The sequence below is a fragment of the Rhodococcus olei genome (assembly GCF_039540555.1).
In the GTDB taxonomy this organism is placed as follows: Bacteria; Actinomycetota; Actinomycetes; order Mycobacteriales; family Mycobacteriaceae; genus Rhodococcus_G; species Rhodococcus_G olei.
Map to the genome: position 1 here is coordinate 24825 of NZ_BAABFB010000072.1, position 14109 is coordinate 38933.

The window sequence follows — 14109 nt, forward strand, 5'->3', positions numbered from 1 at the left end:
GGGCGGATTCGGATCGGGTTCGGGATCCGGGAACGGCGGTGGGGTCGGAATCGGGGGAGTGGGAATCGGTGGCTGCGGCGGCGGCTCGGGAACCGGACCGCTCGCGATCGCGGAACTGGTGGCGCTCATGCCTTCCGAGTTCCCCCCTCGTGTGGGTTGAACGTGCGTACACGATCGGCCCCTTCCCTGACGGGGCGGCGCCCCGGTGGCGCCACCGGTCCACCTCCACCCTTCTCCCCATCGCCGGTGGGTGGCAATGCACGCGCGGTGGCCCCCGTGTTCGACGTCCCGTTGACATGGCGGCGACAGATCTCCGCCCCTTTCGCTGAAGGTCACGAGGTGCGATCCGGGGTCGAGCTTCGAATGTGTTGGCGCACAACAGGCCCGGGCTCGCCGCCCGCCCCGGTTCCTCGGGTCGATCCGGTTCGCGTCGGCCACGTTTCGAATCCGGACGCCGCGCTCGCAAGATCGACGGGTCGGTCGACCAGGTCGATGATGGTCGGGATATTCCCCGATCGCAACGCCCCGATCCACCTCGTGGTGTAGTCCTCGGCCGGCAGGCCGGTCGTGCGGGAATCGGGGAATATATCGGGGAATATTGTGTCAACCGGCCGGTTTCTATAATCAAAACTCATTGGTGATAGAGGTGATCGGAAGATGGCCACAGCGTTCGTCCTTTCCGGTGGGGCCAGTCTGGGTGCGGTGCAGGTGGGCATGCTCGGGGCGATCGCCGAGCGCGGAATCGCCCCGGATCTGCTGGTGGGTACCTCGGCAGGCGCGTTGAACGCAGGCTATCTGGCCGGCCACGGCGCGCAACCGGATGCGATCGCGGGGTTGGGTGCGTTGTGGCGGTCGTTGCGGACCTGGCAGCTGTTCCGGCCGGACCCGCGCCGCGCTGTGAACACCCTGCTGGGGCGGGGTACGGCCGTGTTCGGCGCCCAGGGCCTGCACGAGTTGCTCGATCGCCATCTGACCTTCTCGCGCCTGGAGGACGCCGGAATCGCCCTGCAGGTGATCGCCACGGACCTGCTCACCGGCGAGGAAGTGGCGCTCGATTCCGGGCCGGCAGCCGCGGCGATCTTGGCGAGCAGTGCGATTCCCGGGATGCTGCCGCCGGTGACGTGCGGTGAGCGCACCCTGGTCGACGGCGGGCTGGCGGACAACGCCGCCATCTCGCGCGCCGTCCAGGCCGGGGCGGGGACGATCTATGTGCTGCCGTGCGGCTACCCGTGTGCGCTGACGAGCCCGCCGCGCAGTGCGCTCGGGACGCTGACTCAGGCGATGGCACTGCTGGTGCATCAACGGCTGCTGCACGACATCACGCTGTATGCGAGCGAAGCGGACCTGATCGTGCTCCCACCGCCGTGCCCACTGTCGGTGAACCCCATGGACTTCGGGCACGCCGACGAGCTGATCCGCCGCGCTCACACCGAGGCCGCGAAGTTCCTGGCCGTCGACGGCGGCCGCCGAGAGGATCCCGCCGCGCACATCCGAATGCACACGCACGCGACCGCCGTGACGGTCGTCTCGCGGTGACGGCGGGTGATCGCGCAGGACCGGGAACGAGGGTCCAGGTTGCCGCCGCACTGGACCGACTGGGGGGCCGTGACGATCAGTGGTTGCGGAGCGAGTCGATGAGTTCCTTCTTGGTCATCGACGAGTACCCTGTCAGCCCGATCTCCTTGGCCCGCTTGCGCAGTTCCGGCACGGTCCGGTCCTGGTAGGACCCGGCTTCGCCGCCCTTGCGGCCGACGGAGCTGCGTCCCCGGTTGGCGGCCGCGTTCGAGATGCGCGCCGCCTTCTCCTTGGACGCGCCCTGGTCGCGCAGATCCTCGTAGAGTTCCTGGTCGTTCAGGTGCGGGTCCGAGCCTTTCCGAGGCATCGTGTCCTCCTTCGCGGTCGTGTCCCGGTTCACGTGTGGCGGGGACGGAATGCACCATGCGCCACACCGATCCGTCCCAGTACCAGTCCGAGGGCTACCATTCCGGCGCCGAGTCCGAAGTGCAGCCAGTTGCCCGCGGTGTTCACCGGGACGAAGTTGGCCGTGCTGTGTTCATCCACGATCAGGCCGTAGATCCACAACGCCAGGTAGATGCCCCCGCCGCCGACGAGATACGTCGTGGCGGCAGCGTGGGTGCGGGACATCGCAACGCCGGCGATCCCGAAGATCAGGTGCACGATGTTGTGCAGAACGGAGACCGTGAAGGTTCCGAACAATGCCGGACCTGATTCGTGGCCGGCGAACGCGAGCAGGTTGTAGTTCCTGGTCACTCCCGGGATGAATCCGAGCACGCCGACGACGAGAAACACCAAGCCGAGGACGAGGGCGGTGACCTGGACGGGAGACCCGCCCACGGGGGTCCGCTCCGATTGCGCTTCCATCGTTCCACCTCCTTGAAAGTGGGTGGCCGCTACGCGATCGACCGCGTGCAAGCCATACTCCGGACGCCTCGCCGGCAAACGCGCGGCACGGGACCGGTCATGACGGATGGGTGCCGGAAGCGCGGTCCCACGACCGGTGTCGGGCGAGGGCCCCGGTCAGTTCGTTGAACAGCGCGCTCGGCAGGTCGTCACCGGCGGCCACCGAGGTCACGACGCCGTGCTCGGCGACGACATCGGGCCGGTCGGCCAGCGGCTCCTCGACGCCTGCCACGCGCAGCAGGTCCAGGCCGCTGCCGAAAGCCGCGATCGGCTTGGCGTGCTTGTACGCATCCCTGACGAACTGGACGGCGTCGCAGTCGTGTGTGAGGGTCGCGACCGACGACGGGCCGCAGGGCACCACGACCGCGTCGTAGAGCACCGAGTTCATCGTGACGATCGCTCGATCGGCGGCGAGCGAACCGCCGGATCCGCCGTCCAGTGTGCCCTCGGTCGGTGCGAGTACCTCGGTCACGGCGCCCCGATCGTGCATCGTCTCCTGCAGGCGTTGTACACCGACGACGTCGACACCGTCCGCAGCGAGGATCGCGATCCTTCTCGTCGCGATCCCCGAGGGTGCCTGCCGGAGCTGGGACAACGCGGGGGAGGAGGCGCCGTCGTCGATCAGGAGGTCGTGACGCGGGGGCGTTTCCCCGATCAGCGATGCGACCCGGGTGGCCAGACGGTGGCAGATCAGGTTGAGCTGCGCGAGCACGCGGGTGCGGATCTCCGTCGCCCGCACCTTCCCGAGTTCGAAGCCGAACGCGGAAACGATGTGGTCCTGTTCGACGCCCGACATGCTGTTCCAGAACATGCGGGGCTGGCTGTAGTGGTCTCTGAAGCTCTCGGCACGTACCCGTTCCTTCGGCCCCTGCACCTGGTCCTTGTGATGGTGGTAGCCGCTCTCCGGCGCGAGCGCGGGGCACCCGCCGCCGAGCGTGTTCTCGGAGTACGCGGTGCGGCCGCGGGGGACGGAGTGTTGACCGTAACCGTCCCGCTGATTGGTCCGGACCTCGGTGACGGGTCGGTTGACCGGCAGCTGGGCGAAGTTGGGCCCGCCCAGCCGGATCAGCTGTGTGTCCAAATAGCTGAAATTGCGGGCCTGCAGCAATGGGTCGTTCGTGAAGTCGATTCCCGGCACCAGGTTCGCGGTGTGGAAGGCGACCTGCTCGGTCTCGGCGAAGAAGTTGTCGGGATTGCGGTTGAGGACCATGCGTCCCACCGGCAGGACGGGCACCAATTCCTCGGGGATCAGCTTCGTCGCGTCGAGCAGGTCGAACGGGATGGAGTGTTCGCCGGACTCCCGGATCAGCTGAACGCCCAGTTCCCATTCCGGGAACTGTCCGGCCTCGATCGCTTCCCAGAGGTCGCGCCGGTTGAAATCCGGGTCCCTGCCTGCGATCTGCTGGCACTCGTCCCACACCAGGGAATGCACACCGAGGGTCGGCCGCCAGTGGAACTTGACGAACGTGCCGCGGCCGTCGTCGTCGACGAATCGGAAGGTGTGCACGCCGAACCCCTGCATCATCCGATAGCTCCGCGGCAACGCCCGATCGGACATCAGCCACATCACCGCGTGAAGCGTCTCGGATTGCTGCGACACGAAGTCCCAGAACGTGTCGTGGGCCGACTGCGCCTGCGGCATCTCGGTGTCCGGTTCGGGTTTCACCGCATGAATCAGATCGGGGAACTTGATGCCGTCCTGGATGAAGAACACCGGGAAGTTGTTGCCGACGAGGTCGTAGTTGCCCTGCCGGGTGTAGAACTTCGTGGCGAAACCCCGTACGTCGCGGACCGTGTCGGCCGACCCGCGGGATCCGACCACGGTGGAGAACCGGACGAACACCGGGGTCTGCTGGTTCGGATCGGTCAGGAACTCGGCCGCGGTGTACGGAGACAATCGGCCGTCGTACGGCGTGAAGTGCCCGTAGGCGCCGGCACCTCGGGCGTGCACGACCCGCTCGGGGATGCGTTCGTGGTCGAAGTGCGTGAGCTTCTCACGAAAGTGGAAGTCCTCCAACAGGGTCGGGCCGCGTTCTCCCGCGGACAGCGAGTCGTCGGTGTGCGCGACCGGCACACCCTGCTGCGTGGTCAGCTGTCCGGTGTTCTCGCCCTCGCGTGCCGAGTCGAGCTGGTCGTCCTTGGCGTCCGTGGTGTGTTTCGGATCCCCGCCTGGTAACGGCATGTTCACCATGGTCGGGCACCTTCTCTCGGTTGTTCGGTGCGGGCGACTCCGTCGTACCCGGTCCCGTCCGCGTTCAAACCGGCCGGCGGGCGTCAGCCCTGGGAGCGGGCGCGCTTGCGGCTGCCGCCCGTCGAGGCCTTCGCGGTTCGTCCCGTGGCCGGCGCACTCGCGGACTTCTTCGCCGTCGACCGCTTGGTCGTGCTCCCGCTCTGCTTCGCCCTCGCCCGCGAGGAGCCGGCCTTCGACGGCGGGGTCCGCGATCCCGCGGCTCGGGTCGATTCGATGCTGTTGGTCAGCGCTTCCAGAAGGCTCGTGACCTCCGCGTTGTCCGACGGCTGCTCCACCGGCTGCTCGACGGTCTCGTGGCCCTCGACCTTCGTGTCCACCACGGCCTTCAGCGCCGTGCGGTAGTCGTCGTGATACTCGGTCGGGTCGAAGACCGGCTCCGACATCGCTTCGATGAGGCCACCGGCCATCTTCATCTCCTTGGCCGTGACCTGCGGCGGATCGCTGTCGAGGAAACCGAAGTCGGGGGTGCGCACCTCGTCCGGCCACAGCATGGTGTCGATCATGATGACGTCCCGGTACACCCGCAGCAGCGCGAGCGACTCGCGCTGCCGGATCGCGATCTTGGTGACGGCGACCTGACCGGACTTGTTCATCGCGTCGCGAAGCATCACGAAGGGTTTGACTGCCGTCTTCTCCGGCTCGAGGAAGTAGCTCTTGTCGAAGTAGATCGGGTCGACCGATTCGATCGGGATGAAGTTGAGGACGTCGATCGTGTGGGCGCTCGGCAGTGGCAGCTCGGCCATGTCCTGGTCGGTGAGTATCACCACGCGGCCGTCCTCGGTCTCGTAGCCCTTGCCGATTTCGTCGTAGGGCACCTCCCTGTCCTCGGCCGCGCAGAACCTCCGATGCTGGATCCGACTCCCGTCCTCGACGTGAACCTGGTGGAACGCGAGGCTCTTGTTCTCGGTCGCCGTGTAGAGCCGCACCGGAATCGCGACCAGGCCGAACGTCACCGTGCCCTTCCACATCGAGCGCATACGACACCGCCTCCGACACATCGTTCCCCGGTCGTCGTTCGTCTACCCACCGAGCTGCCACGGGAAACGCGGAGTTCGTGTCGCCGCCCGTTCCGGAAGTCGAGGACGGGGTGGACCCTCACCTTCCGCCTCGCGACACCCGTTCCGGGGCACTCCGGTGCACGCAGCCACCCGTGGCCGACGAAGACGACCCCGTGACCGGACGGTCGCGGGTGGTCGGGATACGGGAGTGTGATGGGTGGGTGTTCTCCTCCACGGGGCGGGGCCTCGCCCTCCGGCGCGCCGGAGGTTGGTGTCCGTATCCGCCCGACTAGCTGCGGTCGAGTTGGGGTAGCAGGGTTTCGCGTGCCAGCAGCAACACCGCGGCGGCGACCGGGATCGCGAGCAGCGCGCCGACGATTCCGAGAAGCGCGCCGCCGATCAGGACCGCAACCACCGTGACCAGCGGTGGCACCTTGACGGTCCGGCCGATGATCTTCGGCACGAGCAGGTAGTCCTCGAACAGGCGCAAGGCGATGAAGAAGACCACGGTGGCGAGGGACACGGCCAGGGACACCGTCAGTGCAACGAGCGCGACCACGACGCCGGCCAACGTGGATCCGACGACAGGGATCAGATCCAGTACGGCCACCAGCACGGCCAGCAACAGCGGGTACGGCACGTCGAAAACCAGCAGCCACACGAAGGTGAGCACGGCCGTGATGAGCGAGATCAGCAGGTTCCCCAACACGTAACCGCCGACCTTCGCGAAGATCTCGTCGCCGATGAGAATCGTTCGGGGTCGCCGGGAACTCGGTGCAAAGCGGTACAACGACGCACGGATCCTGGCGAAGTCCGCGAGAAAGTACGCGGTGAGAACGACGACGATCACGATCCCGGTGATCGCGCTGAACACGAACCTTCCCGCACCCACGATGCCACCGAGCACGCTGGGCACCGATTCACCCTCGACCGCCCGCTGGAGCTGGCCCTGCAGGTGAAATCGGTCGTTGATCTGATCGACGACGGGGTAGCGCCGCTGAAGGTGCTGGAGGTAGTCGGGAGCATTGTGGACCAACGCGGTGCCCTGCGTCACCAGCGGCGGTATCGCGGCGGCCAGGAACCCGACGAGCAGACCGAAGGCAATCACGAACACGGTCGTCACCGCCACCCACCGGGGCAGCCTGCGCCGGACCAGCCAGGACACCGCGGGTTCGAGACCGATCGCAAGGAAGGCGGCGACCGCGACGAGTACGAGGACTCCACGCGCGGCGACCAGCACCTGGATCAGGCCGTAGGTGACCGCCACTCCAGCTGCCCCGGCCATTCCCACCATGAACGGCGAGCCACGGTCGAATCGGGGGCCCGACGTGCCGAAGGGGTGGGTGGGAGTGCTGAGCCGGGCCGCGGCCTGCTCCGCGGCGACGATCCGGTCTCCCTCCGCGTCGGTGTGCGGTTGCCCGACACTCTCGTCGTGAACCTTGTCGGCGTGGCCGTCGGCCGCGTTCGACGAGTCGTCGCTGTCGAGCATGGGAGCCTCCCGCTGTCACATCTTGGTGTGGCGCGCCATCACGAAGCTGTACAGGCCGTAGGCGATGATTCCCAGGCCCGCCAGGACCAGCATCACCGCGCCGGCGGGATGCGTCAGAAGCGTCTTCAGTGCCCCGTCGAGACCGGTGGCCCGGTCCGGCTGCGACCGCAACGCGGCGACGACGAGGAGTACTCCGACACCGGCGAGGACGATTCCCTTGGCGACGTACCCCACGATGCCCAGCCGTCGTACGGCATCTCCCGGGGATCCCTCGAGGTCTTCGAGGAAGCTCCGGGTCGCGCCCTTGTAGACGTGGTAGCCGCCCACGGCGACGATCGCCACACCGCCCGCGACGAGTGCGGCTTTCCCGCCGGGGGTTTGCATCAGGCGCACGCTGATCCCCGATTCCTGCGCGCCGCTGGATTTTCCGGCACCCCGGGCGAATCCCAACGTGGTGAACGCGAACACGAAGTAGGTCACGGACAGGGCGAAGGCCTTGGCCCGATCGAAGGCCTCGGACCATAGGCCCTGCGACTTGGGGTCGGTGGCCCGCCCGAGGATCGTTTCGACGAGGCGCCACAGACCCATCATCGTGAACGCGACAACCGCCACCCACAGGGTGAGGGGGCCGCCCGGCGTGCTCGCGAGTGTCGCGAGTGCCCCGGACTGGTCGACCGTTCCACCTCCGCCACCGAGGACCAGCCGTATCGCGATGTACCCGATGATCAGGTGGACAAGGCCACTGGCGAGGTATCCAGCCCGGGCGAATCGCTCGAAGACGCTGTTCTGCGCCACCCGCGCGGGGGTGGACGCAGCGCCTCCGGCTGCTGTCGCTGCTCGACCCGTCACCGAATCAGATCCCATGCTCGATCCGTCCACTCCACGGTGCGACGATGACGGACATCACAGTCCCTTCCTCTCGGTTTCGCCGCCGGACTCCGGACCGCGCTCGAAAACGTCGCCCGATCACTCCGTGAAGGCCGTCCTCGACCTTGTCGCAGGGCTGCTCGAGATTCCCCTTGGCCTGGTCCATGGTCATCCGTCTCCCTGCGTGGTTTCGTTCGGCCCTGAACGCCGACGGTGCCGATGAGCGACGACGCGTCGCCTGACGGCGTGATACCCGACCGCGGACGCCCGGAAACGTGTCACCCGGCTCGCCCTTGCAGAGGCCGACCGAGACCAGGTGGTCGACTGCTTCCGTGTACCGGGCTCGTCCGTCGCGGTCGGCTTCTTCGGAGAGCGCCGTGAGCCAAACCGGGCAGGGGTGATCCGATCGGCCGGTGCGGGCGTCCGCCCGAATGCCACGGGCTTCTCATTCCGGTTACAGGAGGGTTCCCAGCGGCCCGAGATCGATGTTGAGGTCCTCGGGCTCGAGCCCGAAGTGCTCACGCAACTCCGTCATTCGCTTCTCGAGCAGCATCAGCGTCGTGCCGACCCGTTCGATCTGCTCGTCGCTGAGGTCGCCCTCGTCCACGCGTCTCAGTGCCTGACGTTCCATGAGCTGCCTGAGCAGTTCGACGATCGTGAGGACGAGGGTCACCAGGCCTCGTTCCACGGATTCCGGGTCGGCGCCGATGCGTTGCGGCAGTCCCGCCGCCGCGGGACCGGGCTGTCGGTCAGCCATGGGTGACCCCGCCCGAACTCGGCACCACCGCGCCGGATGCCGGTAGCGCCCGCACCGAGGAGATCAGGGTGCGCAGGGAAACCTGGACCAGATCGACGTCCGCGATCGAGAGCGTGATGTCACCTGCGATGACGACTCCGCCCGCAAGCACTCGGTCGAGCAGATCCACCAGTGCGACTCGGCGTTCTCGGCCCTGCTCCGACGACACGGTCACGACGGCTCCTCGCCACTGTCGCCGTCGATTCCGGTGAACGAGTACGGCGGCCATGGACCGGTCAGATCCAGCCGGAGCCGCCGGGAACTCTCGTCGAGCGCCGTGACGGCCTCGGCGAACTCGCCCGCTCGACTGCGGTCCACCAGATAGGTGCCGTTGAGCGGCATCCAGGCGCGCGTGCCCACGAGCACCGGCGCCGTGGCGGGTTGGCGGCGCCCAGCCACGGCGATTCGCAGGAGTGCGTCGTGCACACCGTCGGCTTCCGCTTCGACTTCGCGCTCCACCGTTTCCCGATAGGACAGTTCCGTGCGCCGCCGAGCGAGGTAACGAGCGCCGGCGCCGGCGGTCGTGTCCGTGGCGGCGTCGCGGTCCGGCGGTGCGGTGGTGTCGGCGATCGCGCGCACGCCCCACTCGGCGCGCCCTGTGATCTGGCGAAGCGCGGCGTCGAACTCCCGTCGGCGTTCGGCCAGCAACGTCCGTACCCGATCGTCGTCCCGGCAGACGGTGGCGAGTCGGAGGGGGACCGTGTCGGTGGTGTGGGCCACGGCGGCCACCACCCTGTCATGGGCCCGTGCCACCACCTCCAGCCAGTCGAGGTCCTCGAGGTTTCGGCGCAATGCGGCCTCGCCGAACTCGTCGAGGCCGACAGTGCCCACGATCGCGGTGAGCCCGGCCGCCTCGATCGCGCGGGGACGCTCACCGGCGACGCCGGCCGGGAGTCCGCTGAGCGGACCCTCGCCGACGACCGCGTACATCCACACGCCGGTGCCGTCATCGACCACGTTCGTCCTCCTCGGGCTCCCGCACGGTGTCCGGCGCCGCCGACATCCGGGACCCTGATTCGACGGCGGGCACCGTGCTTCCGGGCTCGAGCTGCGCCAGCCGTTCCCGCAGAGCGCGGTTCTCCAGTTCGAGGTCACGGCTCGATCCGCTGAGCCACGGATCGTGCTCCCACCAGTCGATCCCGACCGCCTTGGCCGTCTCCAGGGATGCGATCACCAACCGCAGTTTGATCGTGAGCAGCTCGATGTCGAGAAGATTGACCTGGATGTCCCCGGCGATCACCAGGCCCTTGTCGAGGACACGCTCGAGGATGTCGCCGAGGCTCGTGGACTGATGTCCCGACCCGTACGGCTGCGGAGCGGCTGGACCGCTGGCCGAGATGGTCATCGCGGGTCCCGCCCCGGATCACTGCTGCCGCGCGGGTATCGCCGTGTCCGCCGGTACGCGAGCAGGTCGCCGTCGAGGGTGAGTTCCACCTCGTACAGGGCCAGGATGTCCGCGGAGGTCGGGATACGACGGTCCTCCACGACCTCGGTCTCCACCAGCCACCCGTCGTCGGTGGGTGCGACCGAGGTCGCTCCGATCGGCTCCCGGCCGGTGAGTTCGACCATGTGGCGCACGGCGACTGCCGCGGCCTCGGCCGCAGAGATCGTCGCGGGTTGCGACGGATCGCGGTCGTCGATGTCGTCGCGAGGCGCCTTCGGCATGGCCGATCACTCCTCTGGGGTTCACTGGTCCGGGGCGGTCCCGGGCTCCGTGCGCTCGGGGCGGGCTCCGGCCTGGTTCGTCAGGCGCGCCAGCACACGTTGCTGGGCGCGCCGCGTTTCCTCCGCCGACAGGTCACCCGCGGCGGCCGTGTCGTCGATTGCTTCCAGCTCCCGCCGGACCGCGGCCGGATCGTGGAGCTGGTTCTCGACCTCGTCCTGGATCAACTCGCCGAGCCAGATGACACCCCGGACGGGCGCGAACGGCAAGCCCAGGACCGCGGAGAACAGTCCCATCGTCACTCCTCCGGCTCCGGTTCGCGTTTCATCACGAAGTCGTACGCCGCCATCGGACCCAGTACGCGGATCTCGACGCGACCCTCCCAGTCGCGTGCAAGGCCGGCCACGGTCTTCTCGAGGTCGTCCTGCGCGGCCACGTCGAGGAGCACCGCCACGTGCGCCGCGTCCAGGTCGTGCGTCGGGGGACGCAGGCTGACGGCACGGGCGAGCGGCTCGAGCGCGTCGAGCACCGATCGGGTGTCCGCATCGCGTTTGGCGTCGATCGCCTTGCCGACCAACTCGCCGAGCGCAATGCGGGCCGGACGGCTGGCGTCCTCGGGTTTGTCCCGGATCTCGTCACGAAGCCGCGCCGCTTCCGCGTTGTCGGTCAGCACCTCGTTCAGGATCGCGGACTCGGCGTAGCGACCCTTGACGACGTACTGCGCCTGCCCCTCCAATTCGTCCAGGGCAGCGCGGAAATCGTCGTGGTTCGGACTGAGCAGTTCCTCGGTGACAGCGTCCGTGTCCGTCATCACCGCCCCGAAGCGGAGTGGCAGGACGGGTGCGACGCCGGCCGAACCGTCCAGCAGTCGGGCGTGCGCCTGCAGGTCCTCGGGTGTGCCGAGCGGGTGATCGACCGGGATCTCGCTCACGAGAGCGGCAATCTCGTTGTGCCGCACCGTTGTCACGTGCCCTGGCGGATCACCCACGCCGGACGCGTCGGGGTTGGTCTCGACATCGGCCGGGACGATACCGTAGACGTACGTTCCGGTTCCCGAGCGTGTTTCGGTGCTGTCGTCGGATGTCGACATCATCGCTCCCTTCGCTGGTTCGATGGCCGCTCGGCGCGCTCCTCGCGTCGGTCCTGAATCTCTCCGAGGAAATCCGACACCTTCTCACCGGCGGCCTCGAGCGCTCCCTTCGTCTTGTGTTTCGCACCGCCCTCGGCGATGTCACCGACCAGCCCCGGGAGCCCGACCGGTTCGCTCTTGGAGATCTCGAGCCGGTTCACCGCCTCCGCGAACCGCAGGTAGGTGTCGACACTGGCGACGACCACGCGGGCGTCGATCGTCAGCAGTTCGATACCGACGAGTGACACGCGCACGAAGGCGTCGATGACCAGGCCCTTGTCGAGGATGGTGTCGATAACGTCGGCAAGTCCGGAGGCGCTCGGCCGTCCGAACCCGCCACCGCCGCCGGGTCCCTGTGTCGCTATGGTCATCTCTCGGACTCCTGCTTCTTCTCGGTCCGGCGCGACTTCTCCTTCCGCCGCGGCTCGGGACGTTCACGACGCCCTGTCGACTCGCTCCCGCGGCGCGTAGCGCCGGACGAGCCGGCTCGCTTGGCGTCGGAGGACGTGCGGCGCCGCCTGGGTCGGGACTCGGATTCGGTCGATTCGTCGTCGGCCGTCTCCGCGCCGCGCTCCTCGTCTTCGTCCTGGTCCTCGCGCTCCTCGTCTTGCTCCTGGTCCTCGCGGTTCTCGGGTTCCTCGACCACCTTGCTGTCGTGGATCTCGCCACGCCAACCCTCCACGTCGTCCGGGTGGAGGGCGCTCTGCGTCATCAGGTGGCGCTGGAAGTGTTTGAGCTCCAGCCGAGCCCGACGGCCCTGAGCACGCCAGACGTTTCCGGTCTTCTCGAACAGGCCCCGCGGGTGGTACTCGAGGATCAGGATGATGCGGGTGAGCGAAGGGGCGAGTTCGTGGAATGTCACGGCCCCGTCGATGTACCCCTTGTTCCCGCTGGAGCGCCAGATGATGTGCTCGTCGGGAACCTGCTCGAGAATCGTCGACTGCCATGTCCGGCGAGACCAGAAGACCTTGGCCGTCCACGCGAGCTTCACGTCCGACTTCTGTTCGACCTGCTCGACCTTCTTCATGAACTTGGGGAACTCGCCGAACTGCGTCCACTGATCGTAGGCAAGTTGTACCGGCACACCGACGTCGATCTGCTCGACGATGTTGGTGAGTTTGATCTTCTTACCGCCCTTGCCCTTTCCCCTGGCTCCGGTGAACGACTCCTTGATGTCCTCGAATTTCCGACCCGCCAGATCCTTCACGCTCGACAGCCCGGCACTCATCGCCGCCGACAGGGGCGACTTGCCTTCGGCCAGCTTCTGCGATCCGGTGACGGCGGCGAGCAGGCTGCCTCCGGATCCTTCGGCGTAGTCGGTCAGTCGTTCGGCCGCGTTGCCCACCTTGTCCGTGAGGGTCGACACGGCGCGCTCGGCCAGGGTCCCGACCAGATTCTCCACCGAGTGTGTCAGTGGTGCGAGGTCCTGAGCGGGGGTGGAAGCGGCCGAGCGGCCGGCCTTGCTCACCGTGCCCACGGCATCCTTCGCAACCTTCCCGAGCTTCTCGGTCGCATGTTCGACAGCTTGGGTCACCGGTCTCACCTTCCTGTGCGACGCACGGGCGCGCGCGTCGCTGTACTGCTCTCGGAGCGTCCGGTGCGCCGTGACGGCGTCGACTCCGAGTCCGCACCCGAGCGTGTCCGGGTGCGAGGCCGGCCGGAGGAGCGATCGTCCGAGCTGCGGCGGCGACGTGACGCGGCCGGTCTCCGACCGCCCCGCTCCTCGTCCTCGTCCGGCTCGTTCTCGTCCTCGTACGGCTCCTCTTCGGGTTCTTCGTCGTACTCGTCGTCTTCGGGCTCGCGGGCGTCCTCGTCCTCGAAGTCCTCGTCGTGCTCGTCTTCCGGTTCCTCGTCAGGATGTGACTTCGTCCTGCGCGCGCGCGTCTTCCGCGCCGGCTTCTCGCGGGCCTCTTCCTGGTCCTCGTCTTCCTCGTCCGCGGGTGCGGACTCGCGCTGCTGCAGGCGGCCGGTCAGAGCGTCGATCCGATTGGCCGCGGCCGTCGCCGCGGCGGCGCGGGCCGCACTGGCCAGGTCGCCCCGCACGGACTCGGTGATCTTGCCGAGTTCGGCGGAGGACCCGAGCGCATCGACGGCCTGCTGCATGAACTCGCGAGGGGTCCCGGGCAACCGGCCGGAGAGGCCTCCACCGGCGAGCATCAACGCGAGTTTCATCTTGCGGGTACGGCCCAGGACATACCCCGCACCCACTCCGAGTGCCAATGCCGCTTTCGTTCCGGACTTCATCGTCGATTCTCCTCGTCGACCGCGCCCCGTGGTGGGGTCGAAACGTTCCTTGTCGAGCCGGGGACTGGACCTCGATCACGGGGCCCGGGCCTGACCACGACAGTGAGTACCCAGGCTCCGAGGTCCGAAACCCTCCGGACGGGAGACTCGACATCGACGGTCGATTCGCCCGCCGTGGCGGTCGTGACAACGGACGGATCCCGCCCGCGAGCGGCGCGGGAGGCCCGGGCGGTGACTGCCGAACCCTGCAA

Annotated in this window: 17 protein-coding genes; 1 reads left to right on the forward strand and 16 read right to left on the reverse strand. The window is 67.9% G+C overall.

Annotation, left to right across the window (positions count from 1 at the left end; genetic code table 11):
* The first annotated feature begins 657 nt into the window (after positions 1-657).
* On the forward strand, positions 658-1536 hold the full coding sequence (locus tag ABD951_RS23990; protein ID WP_345351369.1) for a patatin-like phospholipase family protein: 879 nt from the start codon (positions 658-660) through the stop codon (positions 1534-1536).
* A 76-nt stretch (positions 1537-1612) separates the two neighbouring features.
* Here the strand turns inward: ABD951_RS23990 and ABD951_RS23995 are convergent, their stop codons facing one another.
* The 16 genes from ABD951_RS23995 to ABD951_RS24070 all read right to left on the reverse strand — a co-directional run bounded on the left by ABD951_RS23995 (position 1613) and on the right by ABD951_RS24070 (position 13858).
* The gene (locus ABD951_RS23995) at positions 1613-1882 is read right to left on the reverse strand and encodes a DUF7218 family protein (RefSeq protein WP_345351372.1); all 270 of its coding nucleotides are present in this window, start codon (positions 1880-1882) and stop codon (positions 1613-1615) included.
* Between the two features lie 29 nt (positions 1883-1911).
* Complete coding sequence (locus ABD951_RS24000; RefSeq protein WP_345351375.1) at positions 1912-2382, reverse strand: DUF4383 domain-containing protein; 471 nt, start codon at positions 2380-2382, stop codon at positions 1912-1914.
* 97 nt (positions 2383-2479) lie between these two features.
* Entirely contained in the window at positions 2480-4603 is a 2124-nt protein-coding gene (locus ABD951_RS24005) for a catalase (RefSeq protein WP_345351378.1), read from the reverse strand.
* Between the two features lie 92 nt (positions 4604-4695).
* Positions 4696-5640, reverse strand: a complete 945-nt coding sequence (gene ku, locus ABD951_RS24010; protein WP_345351381.1) for a non-homologous end joining protein Ku — start codon at positions 5638-5640, stop codon at positions 4696-4698.
* A gap of 319 nt (positions 5641-5959) precedes the next feature.
* Entirely contained in the window at positions 5960-7159 is a 1200-nt protein-coding gene (locus ABD951_RS24015) for an AI-2E family transporter (protein ID WP_345351384.1), read from the reverse strand.
* A 15-nt stretch (positions 7160-7174) separates the two neighbouring features.
* Positions 7175-7954 carry a DUF1206 domain-containing protein gene (locus ABD951_RS24020; RefSeq protein ID WP_425569940.1) on the reverse strand — a complete coding sequence of 260 codons (780 nt, stop codon included), beginning with the start codon at positions 7952-7954 and terminating at the stop codon, positions 7175-7177.
* Between the two features lie 526 nt (positions 7955-8480).
* Positions 8481-8783 (reverse strand): gas vesicle protein K, encoded by a 303-nt coding sequence (locus ABD951_RS24025; RefSeq protein ID WP_345351388.1) that lies wholly within the window; start codon positions 8781-8783, stop codon positions 8481-8483.
* Positions 8776-8997, reverse strand: coding sequence for a gas vesicle protein (locus ABD951_RS24030; protein ID WP_345351391.1), 222 nt, complete (start codon positions 8995-8997; stop codon positions 8776-8778). Before ABD951_RS24030 ends, ABD951_RS24025 begins: the two co-directional genes overlap by 8 nt.
* On the reverse strand, positions 8994-9752 hold the full coding sequence (locus tag ABD951_RS24035; protein ID WP_345351718.1) for a GvpL/GvpF family gas vesicle protein: 759 nt from the start codon (positions 9750-9752) through the stop codon (positions 8994-8996). The genes ABD951_RS24030 and ABD951_RS24035 overlap by 4 nt, the downstream gene beginning before the upstream one ends.
* 16 nt (positions 9753-9768) lie before the next feature.
* On the reverse strand, positions 9769-10167 hold the full coding sequence (locus ABD951_RS24040) for a gas vesicle protein (protein ID WP_345351394.1): 399 nt from the start codon (positions 10165-10167) through the stop codon (positions 9769-9771).
* On the reverse strand, positions 10164-10487 hold the full coding sequence (gvpO, locus tag ABD951_RS24045; RefSeq protein ID WP_345351397.1) for a gas vesicle protein GvpO: 324 nt from the start codon (positions 10485-10487) through the stop codon (positions 10164-10166). The genes ABD951_RS24040 and gvpO overlap by 4 nt, the downstream gene beginning before the upstream one ends.
* Positions 10488-10508: 21 nt before the next feature.
* Entirely contained in the window at positions 10509-10781 is a 273-nt protein-coding gene (locus ABD951_RS24050) for a gas vesicle protein GvpG (protein ID WP_345351400.1), read from the reverse strand.
* Positions 10782-10783: 2 nt separating this feature from the next.
* A complete protein-coding gene (locus ABD951_RS24055; RefSeq protein ID WP_345351721.1) occupies positions 10784-11575 on the reverse strand; it encodes a GvpL/GvpF family gas vesicle protein in 792 nt (263 codons plus the stop codon).
* Positions 11575-11985, reverse strand: coding sequence for a gas vesicle protein GvpJ (gvpJ, locus tag ABD951_RS24060; RefSeq protein ID WP_345351403.1), 411 nt, complete (start codon positions 11983-11985; stop codon positions 11575-11577). Before gvpJ ends, ABD951_RS24055 begins: the two co-directional genes overlap by 1 nt.
* The gene (locus tag ABD951_RS24065; RefSeq protein WP_345351406.1) at positions 11982-13148 is read right to left on the reverse strand and encodes an SRPBCC family protein; all 1167 of its coding nucleotides are present in this window, start codon (positions 13146-13148) and stop codon (positions 11982-11984) included. The genes gvpJ and ABD951_RS24065 overlap by 4 nt, the downstream gene beginning before the upstream one ends.
* A gap of 5 nt (positions 13149-13153) precedes the next feature.
* On the reverse strand, positions 13154-13858 hold the full coding sequence (locus ABD951_RS24070; protein ID WP_345351409.1) for a hypothetical protein: 705 nt from the start codon (positions 13856-13858) through the stop codon (positions 13154-13156).
* Positions 13859-14109: the final 251 nt, after the last annotated feature.

What these genes read in the sequence shown, in the direction of transcription:
- ABD951_RS23990 (WP_345351369.1), top strand. Translation starts at nt 658, where the DNA reads ATGGCCACAGCGTTCGTCCTTTCCGGTGGGGCCAGTCTGGGTGCGGTG.
- ABD951_RS23995 (WP_345351372.1), bottom strand. Translation starts at nt 1,882, where the DNA reads ATGCCTCGGAAAGGCTCGGACCCGCACCTGAACGACCAGGAACTCTAC.
- ABD951_RS24040 (WP_345351394.1), bottom strand. Translation starts at nt 10,167, where the DNA reads ATGACCATCTCGGCCAGCGGTCCAGCCGCTCCGCAGCCGTACGGGTCG.
- ABD951_RS24055 (WP_345351721.1), bottom strand. Translation starts at nt 11,575, where the DNA reads ATGTCGACATCCGACGACAGCACCGAAACACGCTCGGGAACCGGAACG.
- ABD951_RS24070 (WP_345351409.1), bottom strand. Translation starts at nt 13,858, where the DNA reads ATGAAGTCCGGAACGAAAGCGGCATTGGCACTCGGAGTGGGTGCGGGG.
- ABD951_RS24035 (WP_345351718.1), bottom strand. Translation starts at nt 9,752, where the DNA reads ATGTACGCGGTCGTCGGCGAGGGTCCGCTCAGCGGACTCCCGGCCGGC.
- gvpO (WP_345351397.1), bottom strand. Translation starts at nt 10,487, where the DNA reads ATGCCGAAGGCGCCTCGCGACGACATCGACGACCGCGATCCGTCGCAA.
- ABD951_RS24050 (WP_345351400.1), bottom strand. Translation starts at nt 10,781, where the DNA reads ATGGGACTGTTCTCCGCGGTCCTGGGCTTGCCGTTCGCGCCCGTCCGG.
- ABD951_RS24015 (WP_345351384.1), bottom strand. Translation starts at nt 7,159, where the DNA reads ATGCTCGACAGCGACGACTCGTCGAACGCGGCCGACGGCCACGCCGAC.
- ABD951_RS24000 (WP_345351375.1), bottom strand. Translation starts at nt 2,382, where the DNA reads ATGGAAGCGCAATCGGAGCGGACCCCCGTGGGCGGGTCTCCCGTCCAG.
- ku (WP_345351381.1), bottom strand. Translation starts at nt 5,640, where the DNA reads ATGTGGAAGGGCACGGTGACGTTCGGCCTGGTCGCGATTCCGGTGCGG.
- ABD951_RS24025 (WP_345351388.1), bottom strand. Translation starts at nt 8,783, where the DNA reads ATGGCTGACCGACAGCCCGGTCCCGCGGCGGCGGGACTGCCGCAACGC.
- ABD951_RS24005 (WP_345351378.1), bottom strand. Translation starts at nt 4,603, where the DNA reads ATGCCGTTACCAGGCGGGGATCCGAAACACACCACGGACGCCAAGGAC.
- gvpJ (WP_345351403.1), bottom strand. Translation starts at nt 11,985, where the DNA reads ATGACCATAGCGACACAGGGACCCGGCGGCGGTGGCGGGTTCGGACGG.